At 71.7% G+C, this 19401-nt stretch carries 21 protein-coding genes; 7 read left to right on the top strand and 14 right to left on the bottom strand.

What is annotated here, in order from left to right:
* Positions 1-79 precede the first annotated feature (79 nt).
* The 4 genes from ACGFY9_RS16710 to ACGFY9_RS16695 all read left to right on the top strand — a co-directional run bounded on the left by ACGFY9_RS16710 (position 80) and on the right by ACGFY9_RS16695 (position 2542).
* Positions 80-1144 (top strand): YihY/virulence factor BrkB family protein, encoded by a 1065-nt coding sequence (locus tag ACGFY9_RS16710; RefSeq protein WP_393754758.1) that lies wholly within the window; start codon positions 80-82, stop codon positions 1142-1144.
* Between the two features lie 172 nt (positions 1145-1316).
* Positions 1317-1760, top strand: a complete 444-nt coding sequence (locus tag ACGFY9_RS16705; protein ID WP_393754756.1) for a phage holin family protein — start codon at positions 1317-1319, stop codon at positions 1758-1760.
* A complete protein-coding gene (locus ACGFY9_RS16700) occupies positions 1757-2269 on the top strand; it encodes a DUF3618 domain-containing protein (protein ID WP_393754754.1) in 513 nt (170 codons plus the stop codon). The genes ACGFY9_RS16705 and ACGFY9_RS16700 overlap by 4 nt, the downstream gene beginning before the upstream one ends.
* A 6-nt stretch (positions 2270-2275) precedes the next feature.
* On the top strand, positions 2276-2542 hold the full coding sequence (locus ACGFY9_RS16695) for a DUF4235 domain-containing protein (protein WP_393754752.1): 267 nt from the start codon (positions 2276-2278) through the stop codon (positions 2540-2542).
* Positions 2543-2696: 154 nt separating this feature from the next.
* Here the strand turns inward: ACGFY9_RS16695 and ACGFY9_RS16690 are convergent, their stop codons facing one another.
* From ACGFY9_RS16690 to ACGFY9_RS16665, 6 genes are all read right to left on the bottom strand, one after another.
* Positions 2697-3398 (bottom strand): glycosyltransferase, encoded by a 702-nt coding sequence (locus tag ACGFY9_RS16690; protein WP_393754750.1) that lies wholly within the window; start codon positions 3396-3398, stop codon positions 2697-2699.
* Positions 3395-4021, bottom strand: coding sequence for a class I SAM-dependent methyltransferase (locus ACGFY9_RS16685; protein ID WP_393754748.1), 627 nt, complete (start codon positions 4019-4021; stop codon positions 3395-3397). The genes ACGFY9_RS16690 and ACGFY9_RS16685 overlap by 4 nt, the downstream gene beginning before the upstream one ends.
* On the bottom strand, positions 4018-4791 hold the full coding sequence (locus ACGFY9_RS16680) for a PIG-L deacetylase family protein (RefSeq protein WP_393754746.1): 774 nt from the start codon (positions 4789-4791) through the stop codon (positions 4018-4020). The genes ACGFY9_RS16685 and ACGFY9_RS16680 overlap by 4 nt, the downstream gene beginning before the upstream one ends.
* Positions 4788-5894 carry an acyl-CoA dehydrogenase gene (locus tag ACGFY9_RS16675; RefSeq protein ID WP_393754744.1) on the bottom strand — a complete coding sequence of 369 codons (1107 nt, stop codon included), beginning with the start codon at positions 5892-5894 and terminating at the stop codon, positions 4788-4790. The genes ACGFY9_RS16680 and ACGFY9_RS16675 overlap by 4 nt, the downstream gene beginning before the upstream one ends.
* A 52-nt stretch (positions 5895-5946) precedes the next feature.
* Complete coding sequence (locus ACGFY9_RS16670; protein ID WP_393754742.1) at positions 5947-6156, bottom strand: hypothetical protein; 210 nt, start codon at positions 6154-6156, stop codon at positions 5947-5949.
* A gap of 527 nt (positions 6157-6683) precedes the next feature.
* A complete protein-coding gene (locus tag ACGFY9_RS16665) occupies positions 6684-7616 on the bottom strand; it encodes a Rieske 2Fe-2S domain-containing protein (RefSeq protein WP_393754740.1) in 933 nt (310 codons plus the stop codon).
* Between the two features lie 424 nt (positions 7617-8040).
* Between ACGFY9_RS16665 and ACGFY9_RS16660 the strand changes: the two genes are divergently transcribed.
* On the top strand, positions 8041-8253 hold the full coding sequence (locus ACGFY9_RS16660) for a hypothetical protein (protein ID WP_393754738.1): 213 nt from the start codon (positions 8041-8043) through the stop codon (positions 8251-8253).
* 132 nt (positions 8254-8385) lie between these two features.
* Here ACGFY9_RS16660 and ACGFY9_RS16655 read toward each other — a convergent pair whose 3' ends face one another.
* The 5 genes from ACGFY9_RS16655 to ACGFY9_RS16635 form a co-directional block, all read right to left on the bottom strand.
* Positions 8386-9054: an HAD family hydrolase gene (locus ACGFY9_RS16655; protein ID WP_393754737.1), complete on the bottom strand. Its 669-nt coding sequence runs from the start codon at positions 9052-9054 to the stop codon at positions 8386-8388.
* Positions 9055-9072: 18 nt separating this feature from the next.
* Positions 9073-10038, bottom strand: coding sequence for an LLM class F420-dependent oxidoreductase (locus ACGFY9_RS16650; RefSeq protein WP_393754735.1), 966 nt, complete (start codon positions 10036-10038; stop codon positions 9073-9075).
* A gap of 110 nt (positions 10039-10148) precedes the next feature.
* Positions 10149-10418: a CDGSH iron-sulfur domain-containing protein gene (locus tag ACGFY9_RS16645; RefSeq protein WP_393754734.1), complete on the bottom strand. Its 270-nt coding sequence runs from the start codon at positions 10416-10418 to the stop codon at positions 10149-10151.
* Positions 10366-11019, bottom strand: a complete 654-nt coding sequence (locus ACGFY9_RS16640) for a HemK2/MTQ2 family protein methyltransferase (protein ID WP_393754732.1) — start codon at positions 11017-11019, stop codon at positions 10366-10368. Before ACGFY9_RS16640 ends, ACGFY9_RS16645 begins: the two co-directional genes overlap by 53 nt.
* Positions 11016-12083, bottom strand: coding sequence for an iron-containing redox enzyme family protein (locus tag ACGFY9_RS16635; RefSeq protein ID WP_393754731.1), 1068 nt, complete (start codon positions 12081-12083; stop codon positions 11016-11018). Before ACGFY9_RS16635 ends, ACGFY9_RS16640 begins: the two co-directional genes overlap by 4 nt.
* A 276-nt stretch (positions 12084-12359) precedes the next feature.
* On the opposite strand from ACGFY9_RS16635, the gene ACGFY9_RS16630 reads away from it, so the two are divergent.
* On the top strand, positions 12360-13670 hold the full coding sequence (locus ACGFY9_RS16630; protein ID WP_393754729.1) for an acetyl-CoA carboxylase biotin carboxylase subunit family protein: 1311 nt from the start codon (positions 12360-12362) through the stop codon (positions 13668-13670).
* 25 nt (positions 13671-13695) lie between these two features.
* Positions 13696-15717, top strand: a complete 2022-nt coding sequence (locus tag ACGFY9_RS16625; RefSeq protein ID WP_393754728.1) for a CocE/NonD family hydrolase — start codon at positions 13696-13698, stop codon at positions 15715-15717.
* A 74-nt stretch (positions 15718-15791) separates the two neighbouring features.
* On the opposite strand, the gene ACGFY9_RS16620 is transcribed toward ACGFY9_RS16625, so the two are convergent.
* From ACGFY9_RS16620 to ACGFY9_RS16610, 3 genes are all read right to left on the bottom strand, one after another.
* Positions 15792-16430 carry a hypothetical protein gene (locus ACGFY9_RS16620; RefSeq protein ID WP_393754726.1) on the bottom strand — a complete coding sequence of 213 codons (639 nt, stop codon included), beginning with the start codon at positions 16428-16430 and terminating at the stop codon, positions 15792-15794.
* A gap of 77 nt (positions 16431-16507) precedes the next feature.
* The gene (locus ACGFY9_RS16615; RefSeq protein ID WP_393754725.1) at positions 16508-16972 is read right to left on the bottom strand and encodes a hypothetical protein; all 465 of its coding nucleotides are present in this window, start codon (positions 16970-16972) and stop codon (positions 16508-16510) included.
* Positions 16973-17009: 37 nt separating this feature from the next.
* Positions 17010-19289 carry a catalase gene (locus ACGFY9_RS16610; protein WP_393754724.1) on the bottom strand — a complete coding sequence of 760 codons (2280 nt, stop codon included), beginning with the start codon at positions 19287-19289 and terminating at the stop codon, positions 17010-17012.
* Positions 19290-19401 lie beyond the last annotated feature (112 nt).

Here is a 19401-nt window from a genome sequence, read left to right as displayed (position 1 = left end):
GGTGCAAAAAGATGTCCGGCGCCATCGGCATCGGCAACGCCGGTGGCGTAGGCAAGGACCCGCGGGTTACCCGGGCGATATGGCGAGACCGCATCTTCCGGGACGGAAAGCACCTCACGACAACGACGGGACGCGGGAACCCGCGGCCCCGGGGCCGCAAGAAGTCGGCCCCGGCCCGGAGGTTGAGCGTGAGGCGCCGGACCGGCCTTCGAAACTGCCCCTGCGGGCGTGGAGTGCCGTGGTCAGAGGCACCATGCGGGAGTTCCGGGACGACGAGTTGGGCGACCGCGCGGCGGCGCTGACGTACTACGGAGTGCTGTCATTGTTCCCGGCGCTGCTGGTGCTGGTCTCCCTTGTGGGTATCGCCGGCAAGTCGGTCACCGGCAAGCTCCTCGACAACCTCGGGCAACTCGCTCCCGGCTCCGCGAGAGACATCATCACCGAGGCCGTACGGCAGTTGCAGCGCGACGCCGGAGTCGGCTCGGTCATGGCGGTCGTCGGCATCGCGCTGGCGGTGTGGTCGGCCTCCGGTTACGTGGCGGCGTTCATCCGCGCGGCGAACGCCGTCTACGACATGCCCGAAGGCCGACCGGTGTGGAAGATCCTCCCCGTCCGCGTCGCCCTGACGGTCGTACTGATGGTCCTGGCGGTGATCAGCGCGCTGATCGTGGTCTTCACCGGAGGCCTGGCCCGGCAGGCCGGCACGGCCCTCGGGGTCGGCGACGCCGCGCTGACGGTGTGGTCGATCGCCAAATGGCCCGTGCTGGTCGTCCTCGTCACGGTGATGATCGCGATCCTTTACTGGGCCAGCCCCAACGCGAAGGTGAAGGGCTTCCGGTGGATCACGCCCGGCAGCTTCACCGCCCTGGTGATCTGGCTGGCGGCCTCCGCCGGATTCGCCTTCTACGTCGCCGACTTCGCTTCCTACAACCGGACTTACGGTGCCATGGCCGGCGTCATCGTCTTCCTCGTCTGGCTGTGGATCACCAACCTGGCGCTTCTGCTCGGCCTGGAGATCGATGCCGAGACGGTGCGGCAGCGGGCCGTCGCGGGTGGCCTGCCGCCGGAGGCCGAGCCGTACACGCAGCCCCGCTCCACGCACACGTGGGACGAGGCGGACGTACGCAGGCTGAATGAGGAATGACGCATCCACGGCGCGGGCGCAGTAGGTCCGCCAGCGGGTGCCATCGGTACCGGCCAGAGGGCGCGCCGGTCGACTTCTCCGCTCTGAACTCGCCCGTCGAGGGTACTCGCGCAGTCATCGGGCAGTCGGGACGATGACGCGACCCGGCCCGGGAAACCCATATGGAGGGGAGATGACCGCTGTGTCGAACACACAGCCGCACGTCGCGGACTCCCGCAGCACGGACCGCCCAGGCCAGGAACCGGTGAGTGAGCTGGTGCAACGGGCCTCGCAGCAGTTGACCGAGCTGGTGCGGGGCGAACTGCGGCTGGCGCAGGCCGAGTTGAAGGAGAAGGGCCGGCACTACGGCAAAGGCGGCGGGCTGTTCGGCGGCGCGGGCGTCGTCGGCTTCCTGATGCTCCAGGCGCTGGTCGCCACCGCGATCGCCGCGCTGGCGGTGCCCCTGCCGGTGTGGGCGGCGGCGCTGATCGTCGCGGCGGTGCTGGCTCTGATCACCGGGGTGCTGGCCCTGAGGGGGAAGAAGCAGGTCGGCCGGGCCGCGCCGCCCGTGCCCGAGCAGACGATCGACAGTGTGAAGGCCGACGTGGCCGAGATCAAGGAGAGTGCCCAGCGATGACCAAGCCGTCCCACAACGAACCCACCCCGGCCGCGCCCGACGAACTGCGGGAGCAGGTCGAACAGGTCCGGACCGAGCTCGGGCAGACGGTCGAGGCGCTGGCGGCCAAGGCCGACGTCAAGGCGCGGGCCAAGGCGGAGGTCGCCGAGGTGAAGGAACAGGCCGCCGCCAAGGCCGGCGAACTCAAGGAACAGGCCGCCGTCAAGGCCGACGAGATCAAAGGCCAGGCCGCCGTCAAGGCCAGGGAACTGAAGGCGAAGAGCGCCGACCTGGCCCACCAGGCGCAGGACAAGCTCCCTGACCCGGTCAAGGAAAAAGCCGCTCAGGCTTCCGGGCAGGCCCGCGCCACCGCGGCCGAGGCCGGTCGCGTATGGCAGGAGAAAGCACCCGAGCCGGTGCGGCAGAAGACGGCCCAGGGAGCCCGGCTGGCGCGGGACAACCGCACCGCCCTGCTGGTCGCGGCCGGTGTCACCGTAGTGGTGTGGCTGTCCTACCGCCGGAGGGGGTGAACCGCGGTGAAGGCATCGAAGATCGCCTACAAGCCGGTCGGGCTGGTCCTCGGGGCGGTCAGCGGCATGGCCGCCGGAGCCGCGTTCAAGCAGGCGTGGAAAATACTCGGCCACGACAAGGACGCCCCGGACGCCACCGACGAGGAACGCTCCTGGGGCGAGGTGCTACTCGCCGCCGCGCTGCAAGGCGCGATCTTCTCCGCGGTCAAGGCAACCGTCGACCGCGCCGGCGCCGCCACCACCCGCCGCCTGACCGGAACCTGGCCCGGCTGACGCCCGGCAGAGCCCGGCAGAGGGGCGCGAGGGCGGTACGACACGGCGATGGCGCGGAGGCGGAACCTCATCGCAAGCCCTGCCGCGTTCCCGGCGGGCTTCTTCGCGGGACGAGCCCGAATGTGAACCGGAGTTCTCGCTCAGGAGTCCGCGCTCAGGCGCCGGCCCGGTGGGACAGCGCGGAGAGGTGGTCCCCGAAGCCGCCGCGGGCCCGGGCGCGCAGCCGTGCCGAGGTGAGCACCGGGTGCTGCGCGGTGCGCAGTACCCGGTGCTCCCGGCGTTCCAGGGCCTGGACGAGGGCCCGGTCCTCCCCGACGGCCAGCGGCGGGAACCCTCCCGCGTCCAGGTAGGCGGCGGCGCTCACGCCCAGGTTGGCGCCGTGGACATGGGGGTGGTGCCAGGCCGCCCCGTGAGCGGGCCTGGTCGCCTCGTACAGAGCCCGGTGCCGCGCGGCCAGAGGTGAAGGCGGCAGGACGACAGTGCCGACCACGGCCTCCCATCCCTCGTGGGCCCGGGCGAGCTGGTGGACCAGCCAGCCGGGCGGGACGACACTGTCGGCGTCCGTGGTGGCGATCCAGCCGGGCCCGCCGTCGCGCGCCTGCCGCTCCAGTGCGTGGCGGACACCCGCGTGCCGGGCGAGGCCGGGGTTGCGGCAGTCGGTGACGACGACGAGGGCTCCGGCGTCCCGGGCGAGGGCCGCCGTACGGTCCCGGCAGGCGTCCGCCACCACGACGGTCAGGACCCGTGTGCCGGTGAGCGCGGGGTGACGGGCGGCGGCGGTGATCGCCGCGAGGGCGTCCGGGAGCAGCGTCTCCTCGTCGTGGGCGGGGACGACGACCGCGATGTCCGGGCTCATACCAGGCCCTCCCCGGCCGCGACGGAGACAGGGCGTTCGCCGTCCGGTCCGGTGCGCCGGTGGACCTGGAGAACGAAGTCGTCCTCGCGGTGGTCGACGAGGAGGCCGAGACCGGGCAGCGTGCTCAGCCGACGGGCGATACCGGCACCGGTGGTGAGGTGTTCGGGCACGGGGTGGTCCCAGTGCACGGTGACCAGGGTCCCGCCGGGCTCCAGCACCGCCACCACGCGTTCGAGGAGCTGGTCGAGCGCGGTGGCGTCGAGGTAGTAGAGCAGCTCCGACAGGACGATGAGGTCGAAGGAGCCCTCCGGCCATTCCTCGGGCAGCAGCATGCGCCGTACCTCGACGTGCGCGAGGTCGCGGGTACGGTGCCGGGCCGTCTCGACCGCCGCCTCGACCCGGTCGCAGGCGAGGAGCGCGTCGCAGCGGGCGGCCAGCCGACGGGTGAGTTCGCCGACCGAGCAGCCGGGTTCGAACGCCCGCCGGTAGCGGGGCGACGGCAGTGACGCGACGGTCAGGTCGTATTTGCGCCGCTCGTACCAGCGTCGCGTCAGGCTCCACGGGTCTTCCGTGTCGCGGTACATGCCGTCGAAGTAGCCGGCGGGCGTACGCGGACGGGTCATCCGACCACCACCTCCCAGCCGCGCAGGTGGTGGTCGAGTTCCTCCGGTGGCAGTACGGGGGCGTCCTCCGGGGCGGGACCGAGCGGGTGGATCTGGCTGCCGAACCGGTCGACCGCTGCGCGCTTGCGGGCCTGTACCGCAGGCGGGAGCACGATCCGGGACGCCCGCTCCCAGGGCACCCGCGGGTCGCCGGGTTCGGCCCAGTGCCACAGCCACACCGGATAGAACCGGCACGGTACCGACGTCACGCGGGCGGCCTCCCGTGCCGCCCGACCGACCGCTTCGTGATCGCCGTGGACATCGCCGGTCCAGGGCGCCAGGCACAGCGCGGCACCCGGCAGCAGTTCCGCCAGCTCCGCGGCGAGCCGGGTCTCGTGCGCGGCGACCTGGGTGTCGGGCAGCCCCAGTCGTACGACCCTCGCCTCACCGGCGCCCAACTCCCCCAGCGCGTCGTCCAGTTCGCGGGCGCGCAGCTCGGCGAGCCGGGCCGGGGTGAGTCGGGTGGTGTGGGGGTGGGAGCCCTCCCCGTCCGTCACCGACACCACGGTGACCGCGACTTGGGCCGCCGTCATCAGGGCGATGGCGCCGCCCACGCCCAGCACTTCGTCGTCCGGGTGCGCGGCGACCACGACGACCCGGCCCCGGACCGGCGGCGCGTACGTGGGCATCCGTCTCCAGCCCGCCCAGGAACGCCAGCGCTTCTCATCGGTACCGGGTGCCTGGATCGGATCGGCGTACCTCTCGGCCGCCGCGGCGCGCGGGGCCTTCACCGGTCCGCTCCGGTGCCGCGCGCCACCTCCGCGCCCAGCGCGGCCAGGTCGCGTTCGGCGTGGTGCTGGCGGATGTAGACGGCGAGGTCGGCCGTCGCGCGGGCGTGCCGCTCGTCGTGGCAGAGGGGTCCCGCTCCGGTCGCGCGTCCGACATGGTCCAGCACTCCGGCGCATGCCTCGGCCACCAGGGAGCGCACCCGCAGGGCCCGCAGCCGCGCCGTTCCGCTCCGGTCCAGCGGGTCGGTGTCGATTTCCGCTGCGGCCCGCTGCAGTACCGTGCCCGCCGCGTGCAGACGCAGGTCCACGGCGCCCGCGTGCGCGTCGCCGAACGGGTCGTCGTGCTTCCCGGCCCGCTCGAACAGGATCCGCGCCACCGCCTGCGCGCCGCCGTACCAGCAAGCGGCCACACCGACCCCGCCGTGATGGAAGCCGGGCCGACGCACATACCCCTCCACATCGCCGACCGGGACAGCGGGCACCTCGGTGAACCGTATGTCCGGGCTGTCACTGGCGGCCATGCCGACCGCCTGCCATGTCCCGGGGACCGGCCGGCACCCGGGGCGGGTGACGGGGTCGGTCTCCGACCGGTCGGGCGGGAGGCCGGGGGCGCCGGTGCGGACGGCGAACAGCCGTCGGCCGTCCTCGGTGGAGGCGGTGACCAGGGCGTGCGTACAGGTGCGCGCCCCGGAGCAATACTTCTTGACGCCGTTGAGAATCCAGCCGTGTGGGGTACGGGTGCCGGTCAGCCCCGGGCCCGGCGGTTCGGCGGCCCACACGGCCCAGTACTCGCCGGGCCGGACGGGCTCGCCCCCGAGTTCGGCGAGGATCGCCACCGCGTCGAGATGGCCCTCCACCAGCCGGGCGGCGCACAGATCCTCCCGCGCGACCGCGCTCAGTTGCTCGAAGCGCGCGTCGGTACGTCCGCTGCCGGGCAGGGGGCAGTCGGCTGCGCCGGCCGCCTGCGCGTCGACGTAGCGCAGGAAACGCTCCGCCGCGGCAGACGGCGGAGGGACGGTTTCGGCCAACGGGCCGGGGTCGTCCGCGGCGCCACGACCGGACGCTCGGACGCGGCTGGGGATGCGTGGGGACGTCTGTTGCTGCATCGGTGGTGCTCCTCGCTGTGAGGGGGCCTGCGCCTGCGGGCGGGTGACGGCGTCAGGCCGTCCGGCGGCGGACGGGCGCGTAGGTGAACGCTTCGAAGAAACGCAGGTGGAGGATGGCCCGCTCACGCTCACGCTCAGGCAGCAGGTGCAGCCCCCGCTTGGCCGCATCCCGGCCAACGACGAGGTCGTACGAGAGGTCCGCCTCGCCCGGGGTGGGCACCGTCGACTGCTTTGGACGGGGTGTCGGCATGTCGGTCAGCATGCGTGTTCGCTCCCGAATCACTCAGGACGGGCGCGGACCCGGCACGGGGAACGGCCCGGACGAAATGGCCAAGGGCGCCGCACGGGACCACACGCATGCCGCCGAAGGTGCCTCGGCAGCCGGTGGTTTCCCGCTGGGCACGCGCCTCCGGTCCGAAGCACGACCTTCCGACTGCCCCTCCTTCCCCAGCACAAACTCCCTGTTGATCTCGCGTGGGCGGGACGAGAACGCGACTGCGTATCCCAGGCCCCTCGTCGCGACCCCGGGATGCCGCGCCGGGCAGTCCCGCACCCGTCCGCCCATGCCGGGGGCCGGCAAGACCCAGGGCCCCCTCTCGAACGGCGGCACCGGATCGCGCGGCCATGGCCCGACGTCCTGCGGCAGGTGCTCCCCCGCCCCCGCTGTCACCTCCGCCGACACAGGATTCGACCGATGCGGCGGCCGTCGACACCGTTACGCGGCGAGACCCGCCGTCGGCACGTCGGACAGCCGGATGGTGTCGCCCTGGTCCGCGGGTGCCGGGCGGGTCAGCCCGCTCCCGGCAGCCGGACCATGACCGAACCGTCGGCCTCGACCTTGGTGTCGAAGCGAGGCTGCGGGGCCGTGGCGGGGCCGGCCACGTTCCCGCCGTCCGAGAGACGGAAGACGCTTCCGTGCCACGGACATGTCACGCACCCGTCGGCTGTCTCGCCGCCGGACAGCGGGCCCGCCAAGTGGCTGCACTGATCGGCCAGTACGTGCACCTCGTCGGCCGTGGCGCGGTACACCAGCAACGGCACCTCGCCCAGCATGCGGCGCACCGGCGTCTTGGCCGGAAGGTCGTCGCGGTCCCCGATCCGGTGCCAGCCGGGTTTCACCAGATGCGGCACCGGTTCCGTCTTGTTGGCCCCCGCGCCCTGGCGGTAGGCGAGGTGGCCGCCGATCAGCCCGCCCGTTCCCGCCGCCGCCAGACCGGCGAGGCCGAGCGCCTTGCCCAGCCGCGGTCGGCGGGCGCGCGCGACCCAGGAAGCGGTGTACAAGGACACGGCCAGCGCGTTGCAGCCGGCGTGGACCAGCCCGGTCCGCATCTGCTGCTCGTGCTGCTCCGCCCAGTCCACCCAGCCCGCCAGGGCCGCCGGCACGGCGGCCACCGTACCGAGGCCGACCAGTACGCGGACACCACGGCCTGAGCCGGGCAGGACGTCCAGCACCGCGGACGACAGCCAGGCCCCGATCGGTATCTGGACCAGCGCCGGATGCAGAGGATGGCCCAGCTGCCTGCCGTGCAGAACGTCCCGTAGCGGACCCAGGGGCAGGGCGCGGACGGCCCGCTGCACCGGTGCGACGGCGGAGTCCAGGGACTGAGCCCGCTCCAGGGCGTAGAGAGCGCCCAGCAGCAGGGACTGGCCGCGGGCGGCGAGCCCTGCGGTGCCCGCGGAGGCCGGTACGGCTTCGGTCGGAATGACGCTGCTCGCTTTCATGTGTCCCGACTAGCCCGTTCCGCCGGACGGCAAACAGCCGGCTCGCCGGTTCCCTTCCCGGGCGCCTCCGAGGCCGGGGCCGGACCCCGCCGCGCTGGCCGGCGAAGGCCTGACCCCGGACCCGGCCGGTTCCGCGACTCGTCGGCATGCCGCCTCTGCCGGACGGGCGAGGGCACTGCACCGACATGGTCTTCCCGCCGGTCCCGTTCATCCCGTACGTGTGAAGGGCGCGAACGCCGGGGCCGCGTCGCCTCGCGGTGAGGGCACCGGGAGCCGCTCCCGTCCGTCCCACCTGCCGACCGCCCCGGTCGCGCTCCGGACCTGCCGCGTGGCGTTCCGGGCCTGTGCCGTCGCCGACGTGCCACTGCACGAGCCGGTCAGTCCCGGTCCGGTGAAGAAGCGTCCACGGGGGTACCCGGGCCACATGAACACTGGTGACTCCCACAGCAGCGACGATCACACGCCCGAGCCCGGCACTTCGGACGACGCGGTCGACGAGGCGTTGCGCGAACTGGCCGAACTTCACCGCGAGGACGACACACAGGACCCGGCGGAACAGGAGCAGGGAGTGGGGGACCCCCTGACCACCAGCCGGAACGCCAACCGGCGGATGTCCCCGCAAGATCCCTCCGACTGAGCCGCGCCGCTCCCTCTTCCCGGCCCGCCGACCAGAAGCGGGCGCGTCGCACGTGCCCCGCGCACCCGAGTGGAGTGGCCGGGGCCCGCCCCCAGGGCAACGCCCCCGCTCTCCGCACGGGGGCTCGCGGTGTCACCGGTCGGCGAAGACGCTGGAGTCGAGCTGTTCGAGGAGGTCGGCGGGATCCCGGTACACCGCGTGGGCGCCGGCCCTCTCCAGGTCCGCGCGAGGGATCCCGCCGGACAGCACCGCCACCGGGACCACTCCGTCCCGTACGGCGGCCTTCATGTCCCAGACGGTGTCGCCGACGAACACGGCGCGTTCGCTCGGAACGTCCGCGAGGTCCCTGGCCTGTCGGACGGGGTCGGGGGCGGGTTTGCCGTCGGCGACGTCGTCCGCGCTCGCCGCCCCGAGGATGACGTCGTCCGCGTCGATCGCACGGCGCAGCGCGGCCAGTTCCGCACCGCTCGCCGAGGTAGCCAGGACGATCGTCCAGCCCCGCCCGGCCAGGGCACGCAGCAGGTCGCCCGCCCCATCCAGGGCCGGCAGCCGGTCGAAGCAGGTGGCGTAGAGGGCGTGATGGGCCGCTTCGAGCTGCCCGTCGTCCTCACGGTCGCGGTCCTTGCCGAGGAGGTGCTCGATCAGGTCGTCGCTGCCCAGGCCCACGGCGCGGTGGATCTCCCGCATGGGGATGCGGTGTCCGCCCTGCCTGAACGCCTCCCACCAGGTGACGACGTGCAGGTGGTTGGTGTCGACGAGGGTTCCGTCGACGTCGAAGATCGCGGCGCGTCTCGTGCTCATCCCGGTGTCCTCTCCCGCTCACAGTTCGCGGAGGGCGGGGAGCAGTTTCTGTTCGGCCCATTCCAGGTAGGGCTCCTGGTGCTCGCCGCCGATCTGGACGAGCGCGACCTCGGTGAACCCCGCGTTCACGTAAGGCCGTACGGCCTCGACGACCGCCTCCACGTCGTCGCCGCACGGGATGGACTCGGCCACGTCCTCGGGCCGTACGAACCGGGTGGCACCGGCGAACGCGGTGGGGCCGGGCAGTTCGGAGTTGACCGGCCAGCCACTGCCGAACCAGCGGAACTGGTCGTGGGCGCGAGTGATCGCCGCGTCGCGGTCGGGGTCGTAACAGATGGGCAGCTGGCCGACCTTGGGCTTGCCCGCGCCGCCGTACCGGTCGAACGCGGAGGTCAACTCCGGCCTGGGTTCGGTGGCGATGAGCAGGTCGGCGAGGCGGCCCGCGAGTTCGCACGAGCTGTCGCCGGAGACAGCCACACCGATCGGGATGGGGGTGTCGGGCAGGTCCCACACCTTGGCGTTCTCCACGTCGAAGTGGGCGCCGTGGTGGTTGACGTTCTCCCCGGCGAGGAGTGCGCGGATGATCTCCACGGCCTCCTCCAGCCTCGCCAGGCGGACATGCGCGGCGGGCCAACCGCCGCCCACCACATGCTCGTTGAGGTTCTCCCCCGAGCCGAGACCGAGGCGGAAGCGTCCCTCGGAGAGGAGGTGCAGGGTGGCGGCCTTCTGGGCAACGACCGCCGGGTGATAGCGGGTTGTCGGGCACGTCACGTACGTCATCAGCGGAATGCGCTCGGTGGCCTGCGCGGCAGCGCCCAGCACGCTCCACGCGTAGGGGGCGTGGCCCTGGGACTCCAGCCAGGGGAAGTAGTGGTCGGACGTGACGGAGAAGTCGAAACCGGCCCGCTCGGCACCGACCACATGGCCCACCAGCTCCCGTGGACCGGCCTGCTCCGTCATCATCGTGTACCCGATCTGCACCATGCCGCTCATCTCCCTCACGCGTCACCTGCACGAATACGATCTTCAGCGGTGCGGGTACCCCTCTCATGACCTCCCGCACGGCCGAAGTTCCCGCGACATCGTCCAAGGGGTCAGGAGTCGGAGCCGGCTCCACCCTCGGGCTGCCTCGGCCGGTCGGACCTGCGGTGACTGGTGTCGCACCACGGGTAGGTGCGGCTCCGGCGGCAGGTGCACAGGGCCACGCAGAACCGGTCGGACGACACGATGGTGCCGTCCTCCAGCGTGACGTCCACCGGCCCTTCCACCAGGAGTGGCCCCGCGCGCCGGGCCACTATGCGGCGGCGCCGTTCATCCGAGTCGTACGGCACGAATGACCACCAGCTCTTCCTTCTCGGCGTCATCCTCGATCAGGCCGCGGTCGTGCAGCCAGCCGCTGCGGGAACGCAGGACCGGGCCGAAGGCGACACCGCGGCGTTCCACGATGTCGGCGCGCAGGCCCGCCGCCCGCAACCGCCGCAGCGATTCCTCCGGACGGCTCAGCGCGGACTGGACCACGAGGAGCGCCCCGCCGGGCTTCAGGAGTCCGGGCGCGTCCTGGCAGATCCGGTCCAGTACGAGGCGGCCGTCCTGCCCCGCGTCCCAGGCCCGGGCCATGCCCCGCCGGGGGCACGCGGCGGTGGGGGCCGGCACGTACGGCGGGTTGGACAGGATGAGGTCGAAGGAGCGGCCCGACACGGGAGCCAGCAGGTCGCCGCGTCTGACCCGGATCGGGAGGCGGGCCAGCAGCGCGTTGACCTTGGCGTTGAGAGCCGCTCGCCAGGAGATGTCGATCGCCGTGACGCGGGCGCCGAGCCGGGCCGCCGCCAGAGCGACGGCACCCGTTCCCGTGCCGACGTCGAGGACATCGGCCCGCGGGGGAAGGCGTTCGTCGCGCAGGAGTCGGACGAGCAGGTCGGTGTCGTCCTGCGGGGTGTAGACGCCGGGCAGAGTGACCGTGGTCATCGGGCCTCGTCTCTGGTTCTCGCGGGTACCGGAGAACCTGTTCGTGGTCGGAACGCCGGCCGGGCAGGTATGCGCAGCGACGACTCCCCCGCCCGCCACGCACCGAGCAGGCGTTCGGCGAGGCGGTCTTCGAGATAGGTGGTGGCGTCCGCGCCGAAGGCGACATCGCCGTCGAGGTGCGGTTCCTCTTCGAGCAGACCCGCTACGACGTCCCGGCGGACGACCTGTTCGTGCACGGCGTCGGCCTCGACGTGCTCGTCGTAGAAGTGCTCGGCGGCCGGTCCGGCGCCGGTGCGCCGCATGGCCTGGGCGAGACGCCGTGAACCCGGCGACGAGGTGATCTCGACGGCGGCGAAATGTCCCACCAGGGCGCCTCGCAGGGCGCGGTGCAGGCCGAGGAGGGACATCAGGTTCACGGTGGCGAGTGCCTCGGCACCGGTCGCGTCGAGGTAGTGCCCGTACGCCGTGTTCAGGTCCAGGTCGGCCATCAGCTCGGCGAACAGGCGGGCGTGCACGCGATCCGCGCGGCCTCCGCCGAACTCGTCGAACTCCACGGCCGCCATGCCCGCCTTCGCCCGTCCCCACAACCGGGGCAGCACCCATGCGTGCGGGTCGGCTTCCTTGAGGTGGTAGAGCGAGCGCTGAGCGGCGTACTCACGCACCTGCCACAGTTCTCCCTCGTCCCGGAGGAAGTGGCTGACGCCGCAACCGTCGACGGGTTCGACGAGCAGGTCGTCCAGTGCCTCGTCGGCGTGCCGGTGCACGGTCGCCGCGTCCCGGAGAGTGTCGAGAAACGGCTGTTCCAGTGCAGCCCGAACCTTGAGCAGGTCGGGGGCCCATTCCCGGTCGGCATGGACGTCGGCGAACCCCCGGTAATGCAGCTCGTAGCAGATGTAGAGGGCGAGCTGGAGATCGTCTCCGAGCGGGGCGGCGGCAGACATCGCCCCGTCGTCCGGAAGGGGTCCCGTGTTCCGCAGATATTCGATGATCGCCGCCGAGATCCGGCCACGAGGGGACGGCAGGCTCGGCTCTCGCGAGGTGACATCCATCGACGTGACATCCATGCGCGGCGAGTACCCGTGATCCAGAAGCTCTCACGTGAGCTGTTGTGGGTCGTTCGGGGTGCGATTTCTCTGGTGGGTCGAGGGCTCACCTGAGGGGACCGACTCTTCCCCGGCGGCCGGCGCCACCCGGGCAATCCCTGTGCGCGTCTCCGCCCGGGACGGCTGCCATCACGCTCGGCGCCCTGCGGGCGGACGACGCCGCCGGGGCTCTGGCCGTGTGCCTGATCGTCGCCCGGGTACACGGTCGGTTCCGTATCCCGACCCCTGGAGCCGTCCGTGAGTCCACGCCCCCGCAACGTATTCGTCGTCGGTCTCGACGAGGCCAATCTGCGGACCCTGCGGGCCGTTCCCCGCGCCGAAGAACTGCGCTTCCACCGCCTTCTGACCATCCGCGAGCTCCAGCACGGCGAGGTGACCGTACCGGACCTGATCGACCGGGCCCGGCACGTGCTGGACGACTTCGACGGGCCGGTCGACGCGATCGTCGGCTACTGGGACTTCCCGGTGAGCACGCTCGTCGCGCTGCTCGCGGAGGAGTACGCGACGCGCGCCACCAGTCTGGAGTCGGTGGTCAAGTGCGAGCACAAGTACTGGAGCCGTCTCGTGCAGCAGGAGGTGGCCACGGAACATCCGCGCTTCGGCCGGGTGGATCTCGACGCGGCCGACCCACGGCCGCCGGAGGGCGTGGGCTTCCCGATGTGGGTCAAGCCGGCCCTGTCGTACTCCTCCGAACTCGCTTACGGGGTGGGGGACTTGGAGGAGTTCCGCAAGGCCGTGGACCACGTCCGCCAGGGCATCCACCGTGTCGGCCGACCCTTCGAGTACATCCTGGACCAGCTCGATCTGCCCCAGGAGATGGCGGGCGTCGGCGGCCAGGTATGCCTCGCCGAGGAGACTCTCAGCGGCGTCCAGGTCGCCGTCGAGGGATACGAGCACGACGGCGAGATCACCGTGTACGGCGTCCTCGACTCCATCAACTACCCGGATTCCACCAGCTTCCTGCGCCACCAGTACCCCTCGGCCCTGCCGGATCCGGTACAGCGGCGGCTGCGCGAGGTGTCGAAACGGGTCATGCGGCACATCGGCTGGCGGCAGGCGACCTTCAGCATCGAGTTCTTCTACGACCCTGCCACCGACGGGATCTCGATCCTGGAGATCAACCCGCGTCACTCCCAGGCGCACGCGGAGCTCTTCGCCTTCGTCGACGGCGTGCCCAACCACCACTGCATGCTCGCCCTCGCCCTGGGCCGGGATCCCGCCATGCCGTTCCGGAAGGGTCCGTACGCCCTGGCCGCCAAGTGGTACCACCGCTGGTTCGCCGACGGAGTCGTCCGTGCGGTGCCGTCGCCCGAGGAAGTGGCCCGTATCGAGAAGGAGATACCCGGCGTCCGGATCGACATCGTGCCCGACGAGGGACAGCGCCTGTCGGACGTCGACCAGCAGGACAGTTACAGCTACGAGGTGGCGCACATCTTCACCGGCGGCGCCGACGAGCACGACCTGCGCGAGAAGTACGACCGCTGTGTCGCCGCGCTGCGCCTCGCCCTCGACCAGCCGGCCGACCGTAAGACCGACCGCACGGCCTGAGATACATACACGACCTGAGAGACGTATGCGATACATCGAGAACCTCCCCCACACCACCAAGCAGGAGGACCACGTCAGGATCCCGATGCCGGACGGCGTCCACCTCTCCGCGCGCGTCTGGCGCCCGGTGTCCTCGGACGACTCCCCCGTCCCCGCGATCCTGGAGTACATCCCGTACCGCAAGGGGGACTTGAGCTCGGTCCGCGACTCGATCCACCACCCCTACATCGCCGGGCACGGCTACGCCTGTGTCCGCGTAGACCTGCGCGGTACCGGTGACTCCGAGGGCGTACTCACCGACGAGTACCTGGAGATCGAGCAGAGCGACGCCGAGGCGGTGCTCGACTGGCTGGCCGCGCAGCCCTGGTGCGACGGCACCACCGGGATGATGGGCATCTCCTGGGGCGCGTTCGCCGCGCTCCAGGTGGCCGCCCGGCGGCCCGCGAGTCTGCGGGCGATCGTCATCTCCTCGTTCACCGACGACCGCTACGCCGACGACATGCACTACATGGGCGGCGCGATGCTGTCCGACAACCTCGCCGAGGCGGGCACCATGTTCGCCTACGCCACTTGCCCCCCGGACCCCTCGGCCGTGGGCGAGCGCTGGCGCGAGATGTGGCACGAAAGGCTCGAAGCCGCCGAACCGTGGGTCCTGAACTGGCTGCGCCACCAGCGCCGCGACAGCTACTGGCGGCACGCGTCGGTGTGCGAGGACTACACCGCCGTACGCTGCCCCGTCCTCGCCTCCAGCGGCTGGGCCGACGGCTACTCGAACGCGGTGACCCGTCTGCTCGCCCACCTGGACGTGCCGCGCAAGGGACTGATCGGGCCCTGGTCCCACAAGTACCCGCACCTGGGCGAGCCCGGACCCGCCATCGGCTACCTCCAGGAAGTGGTGCGCTGGTGGGACCACTGGCTGAAGGGGGCGGACAACGGGGCGATGGACGGTCCGATGCTCCGGGCGTGGATGCAGGACAGCGTCCCGCCCTCCACCTCGTACGAGGACCGCCCAGGCCGGTGGGTAGGCGAGCCCACCTGGCCCTCGGACCATGTGCGCGACACCGCGTACGCGCTGCGATCCCGCCACCTCAGCGCCGAGGACGAGGCCCCCGACGACGGAGAGAGCCGGACTCTCAAGTCCCCGCTGTCCGTGGGCCAGTTCGCCGGAAAATGGGCCTCCTACAACGCCCCGCCCGACCTGCCCTACGACCAGCGCGAGGAGGACGGCGGCTCCCTGGTCTACGAGACCGAGCCGCTGACGGACCGGCTGGAGATCCTCGGAGCGCCACGCGTCGAACTGGAGGTGAGCGCCGACCAGCCCGTGGCCATGGTGGCCGCCCGGCTGTCGGACGTGGCCCCGGACGGCAGCGCCACCCGGGTCACCTACGGCGTCCTCAACCTCACCCGCCGAGACGGCACGGACGAACCCGCCCTCGTGGAACCGGGTCAACTCCACCGAGCGACAGTGCACTTGAACGGTGTGGCGCAGGCGTTCCCCCCGGGCCACCGGGTCCGGCTCTCGCTGTCCACCTCGTATTGGCCGTTGGCCTGGCCACCGCCACGGCCCACACTCCTGACCGTCCACGAGCGGCCGTGCCGACTCGTCCTGCCGGTCCGCCCGGCCGACGAAACGGACACCCCAGCCCCCTTCGAGGCACCGGAAGGCGCGGCCCCCGTCACGACGACCCAGGTGACCCCGCCCGAGCAGCGCTGGGAGGTGAGCCGCGACCTGATCGACTACGGCGCGACGCTGAACATCGTCAAGGACCGCGGCACGGTCCACTACGACGCGATGGGCCTGGACGTCGGCTGCCGCGTCCACGAGCGGTACTCCTCGATCGCCGACGATTTCACCTCACCGGCCGGCGAGGCGACATGGACCATGAGTTTCCGGCGCGAGGAGTGGAACATCCAGGTCCGCACGAGCACGACGCTGACCTGCGACATCGAGGAATTCCACGTCAACGCCACGCTGGACGCCTACGAGGGCGGTCGCCGCGTCGCCTCCCGCACTTGGAACGAGTCGGTCCCCAGGGACGCGCTGTAGCAGGGCGCGCTGTGGACCGTGGCGGGCAGGCGGTTCAGATGTGGCTCCGCTCGCTCGGACACGACCCGACTCGCTCAGGACGGCAGGGTGGCGAAGAGTGCGATGAGCAGACAGAGAAGCAAGGGACCGGCGAAGGCAATGTGCGCGCCGAGGGGAAGCATGGCCGCGACCACGAAACCGGCCAGTCCATAGCCCGCGCCGTTGGCCGCGTACAGGGAGGAGAAACCCGCGCTCCAGGCGAATTCGGGCAGGTCACGCTGGAGGGTCAGAGCCCGCGCCGTGATCTGCGGCGCGGCGAACAGACCGGCCGCCACCACACTCACCGCGATCACCGGCAGGCTGGGCACGAGCGCGGCGGGCAGAAGTGCCGCGCACAGCAGCGCCAGACAGATGGCAGCCTGTCGATGGATCCGGCCGGGCCAGCGGCGCAGCCCGTAGGCCAGACCACCCAGCAGGCTGGTGATCGAATATCCGGTTAAGAGGACTCCCGCCAGGGATGCGGCGGAGCCGGAGGTGTCCAAAGCGGGTGGAATCGCCGTGTCGAGGACGCCACCGGCGAAGCCTCCGACCACGCCCAGGGCGGGTGACGGCACCGCCGCCCGCAGCAGAACTCGACGGGGTGCCCGCTCCGCCGGCCGCGCATCGTCCGGACGGGAGGGCGGGGCGGGCAGGCGCGCCGAGGCCAGAGCAGCTGTCGCGGCCAGTGCGGCCATCGTGGCGCGACCGCGAGCCTCGGGTCGCCCACGGCGACCAGACCGGCCACTGCGGCGGGTGCCACCGTCCACGCCAGTTACAGCAGGGTGGTGTCGAGGCTCATCGCCTGATGCAGCAGCGGCCGGGGCACACTGCGGGCGAGCAGGGCCCGTAGCTGACCCGGCACGCCGGCTCCGACGCCGCCCGCCGCAGCTGCCAGTACGACCAGTGCCAGCACGGGCATCATGGTGGCGGTGGCGGCCAACAGTGCGTAGAGGGCTGTGCGGGCGGTCAGGGCCACCCGGAGGTAGCGGTGCGCCGCCCAGCGGTCGACGAGCGCAGCCAGCCAGGGGGCCGGCGCCGCCTCGGTAATCGCGTGGGCGCCGGAGGCGAGACCGCCGACCGTGAACGAGCCCGCCTGATGGCCCAGCAGGACCAACGCGAGCGGCGCCATGGCGTCGGGGACCCGGCTCAGCAGAGTGGTCAGGCCCCAAGGCCGCCAGCCGCGTACCCTCACCACCTGCCGATAGCCGGTCGGCGGCGCACTCACCTCGACGTCCAACCGTCCTATCCCCTCTCCTCAGGACGCGCCAGTCCTCTCACACGGCAGGGGTGAAACGGCCCCAGGCCCGGTGTCCCCCGAGGAGACGTGTCACGGCCGGGAGCACCGAGGCCCCTGTCTCGCCGAACACCACCCCTACGGGGCCCTCGGGCAGACCGGCCGCCTCCAGCGCGCCGACTCCTTCGCCCCAGGCCCCGATGGCCTTGCCGTGGCGGTACGCCTCGGTGACCATCAGCAGCAGACGGGGATCGACGACGGTGGCCACGGCCGCGTCGTCGTCGGCCTTGGCGTCGCGAGCACCGTAGGCGTCAGCGGCCGGAGCCGGCGCCCCGGCCAGCACGATCGCGTCGAACTCGGTGGACCGGGCGGTGGCGAAGGTGCGCTGCACGGTGACCGGGTCGCCGCCCTCGTCCAGCACGCCGCCCGCCGGGGCGATGACCAGAGGGACCATGCCCGCGTCGAGGACCGCCCGGCGCACCTCGCGGACGCCGTCCAGGTCGTCCGCGCCGCTGGTGACGATGCCGATGATCCGGCCCTCGACCGGCCAGTCCCGCCCCAACTGGGAGAGCGCGGGGCTGGGTTGGACCGCAGTCGGCGGCAGGCTCGCCTCCGGGACCGGGAGGCCCAGACCGGCCGCGACCTGCGTGCAGAGTTCGGGGTCGATGTTGGCGAGCACCTTCAGTGCCCGTTCCTTGACGGCCTTCTCCCAGCACTTGCCGAGCTCGAAGGTGTAGGCGGCGACGATGTGTTCGCGCTCGGTGGGCGACATGCTGAGCCAGAACAGCCGGGCCTGGCTGAAGTGGTCGTCGAAGGACGCCGCCGCGTCCCGCACCTTGCGGGCGGCGGGGACCTCGACCGGGACCTCGATGTACGCCCCGGTGTCCGCGCCGGCGAGGAACGGGCAGCCGCCGTCGAGGGAGTTGGGCCGGTACGGGGCCACGCCCCGGTGCACCGCGGTCTGGTGCATGCCGTCCCGCAGCATGTCGTTCACGGGTGCGTGTGTGCGGTTGATGGGGAGCTGTCCGAAGTTGGGGCCGCCGAGCCTGCTGATCTGAGTGTCGAGGTAGGAGAAGAGACGCCCCTGCATCAGCGGGTCGTTGGTGACGTCGATGCCGGGGACCAGATGGCCGACGTGGAAGGCGACCTGCTCCGTCTCGGCGAAGTAGTTCGACGGGTTGGCGTTGAGGGTCATCAGTCCGATCGGGCGGACCGGGGCCAACTCCTCGGGGACGATCTTCGTCGGGTCGAGCAGGTCGATGCCCTCGAACATCTGGTCCTCGTTGTCCGGGAAGGTCTGCACCCCCAGTTCCCACTCGGGGAACGCCCCTGCCTCGATCGCGTCGGCGAGGTCGCGGCGGTGGAAGTCCGGGTCCACGCCCGCGGTGATCTGCGCTTCCTCCCACACCAGGGAGTGCACACCCAGCTTCGGCTTCCAGTGGAACTTCACCAGCGTGGTGGCGCCCTGGGCGTTGACCAGCCGGAAGGTGTGGACGCCGAAGCCCTCCATCATCCGGTAGGAACGCGGGATGCCCCGGTCTGACATGTTCCACAGCGTGTGGTGGGTCGCCTCCGTATGGAGCGTGACGAAGTCCCAGAACGTGTCGTGGGCGCTCTGCGCCTGCGGGATCTCCCGGTCCGGATGCGGCTTGCCCGCGTGGATGACATCGGGGAACTTGACCGCGTCCTGTATGAAGAACACCGGGATGTTGTTGCCGACCAGGTCGAAGACGCCCTCGTCGGTGTAGAACTTCGTCGCGAAGCCCCGGGTGTCGCGCACCGTGTCGGCCGAGCCGCGCGAGCCCAGGACGGTGGAGAAGCGGACGAACACCGGCGTCTCGACGCCCTCGGCGAGGAAGGCGGCCCTGGTGATTCCCGCGGCGGCGCCGTAGCCCTGGAACACGCCGTGTGCGGCGGCGCCGCGGGCGTGTACCACCCGCTCCGGGATGCGTTCGTGGTCGAAGTGGGTGATCTTCTCCCGCAGATGGTGGTCCTGGAGCAGCACCGGCCCGCGGGGCCCGGCCTTCAGCGAGTGGTCGGTGTCGTACAACCGTGCACCCTGTGCGGTGGTGAGGTTCGGACCGTCCTGGGCGACCCGGCTCTGGGAGGCGCCGGTGGGTTGGCCGGTCGGGCTGTACGTGTCCGGTCCGCGCTGGTCGGACTTGGGCGGAAGCGGCCCGCGGGGCTCGGTCGGCTCCTCGACCGGCGGGGCCTGGACACCCGGGACGCCGGGAATCTCGTTTCCGCCGCGAACCGCGTCCTGGACCTTCTCCACGACCTTGTCGGCGGCGGCCGCCACCGGATTCTTCTTCTCGCTCATGGGGTTCCGATCTTTGAGAGGGGCAGCGCCGCGCGCGAAACCATCAGCACTGCTCAGGCAGGGATGTCATCGACTGCCGCCCACGGGTGCCCTCGGACACATCGGCTGACAC

Origin of the sequence: Streptomyces sp. NPDC048504 (assembly GCF_043200035.1) — a bacterium.
Classification (GTDB): Bacteria; Actinomycetota; Actinomycetes; order Streptomycetales; family Streptomycetaceae; genus Streptomyces.
The sequence above is the reverse complement of the archived record's forward strand: the minus strand, read 5'-3'. Positions and strand labels throughout refer to the sequence as shown.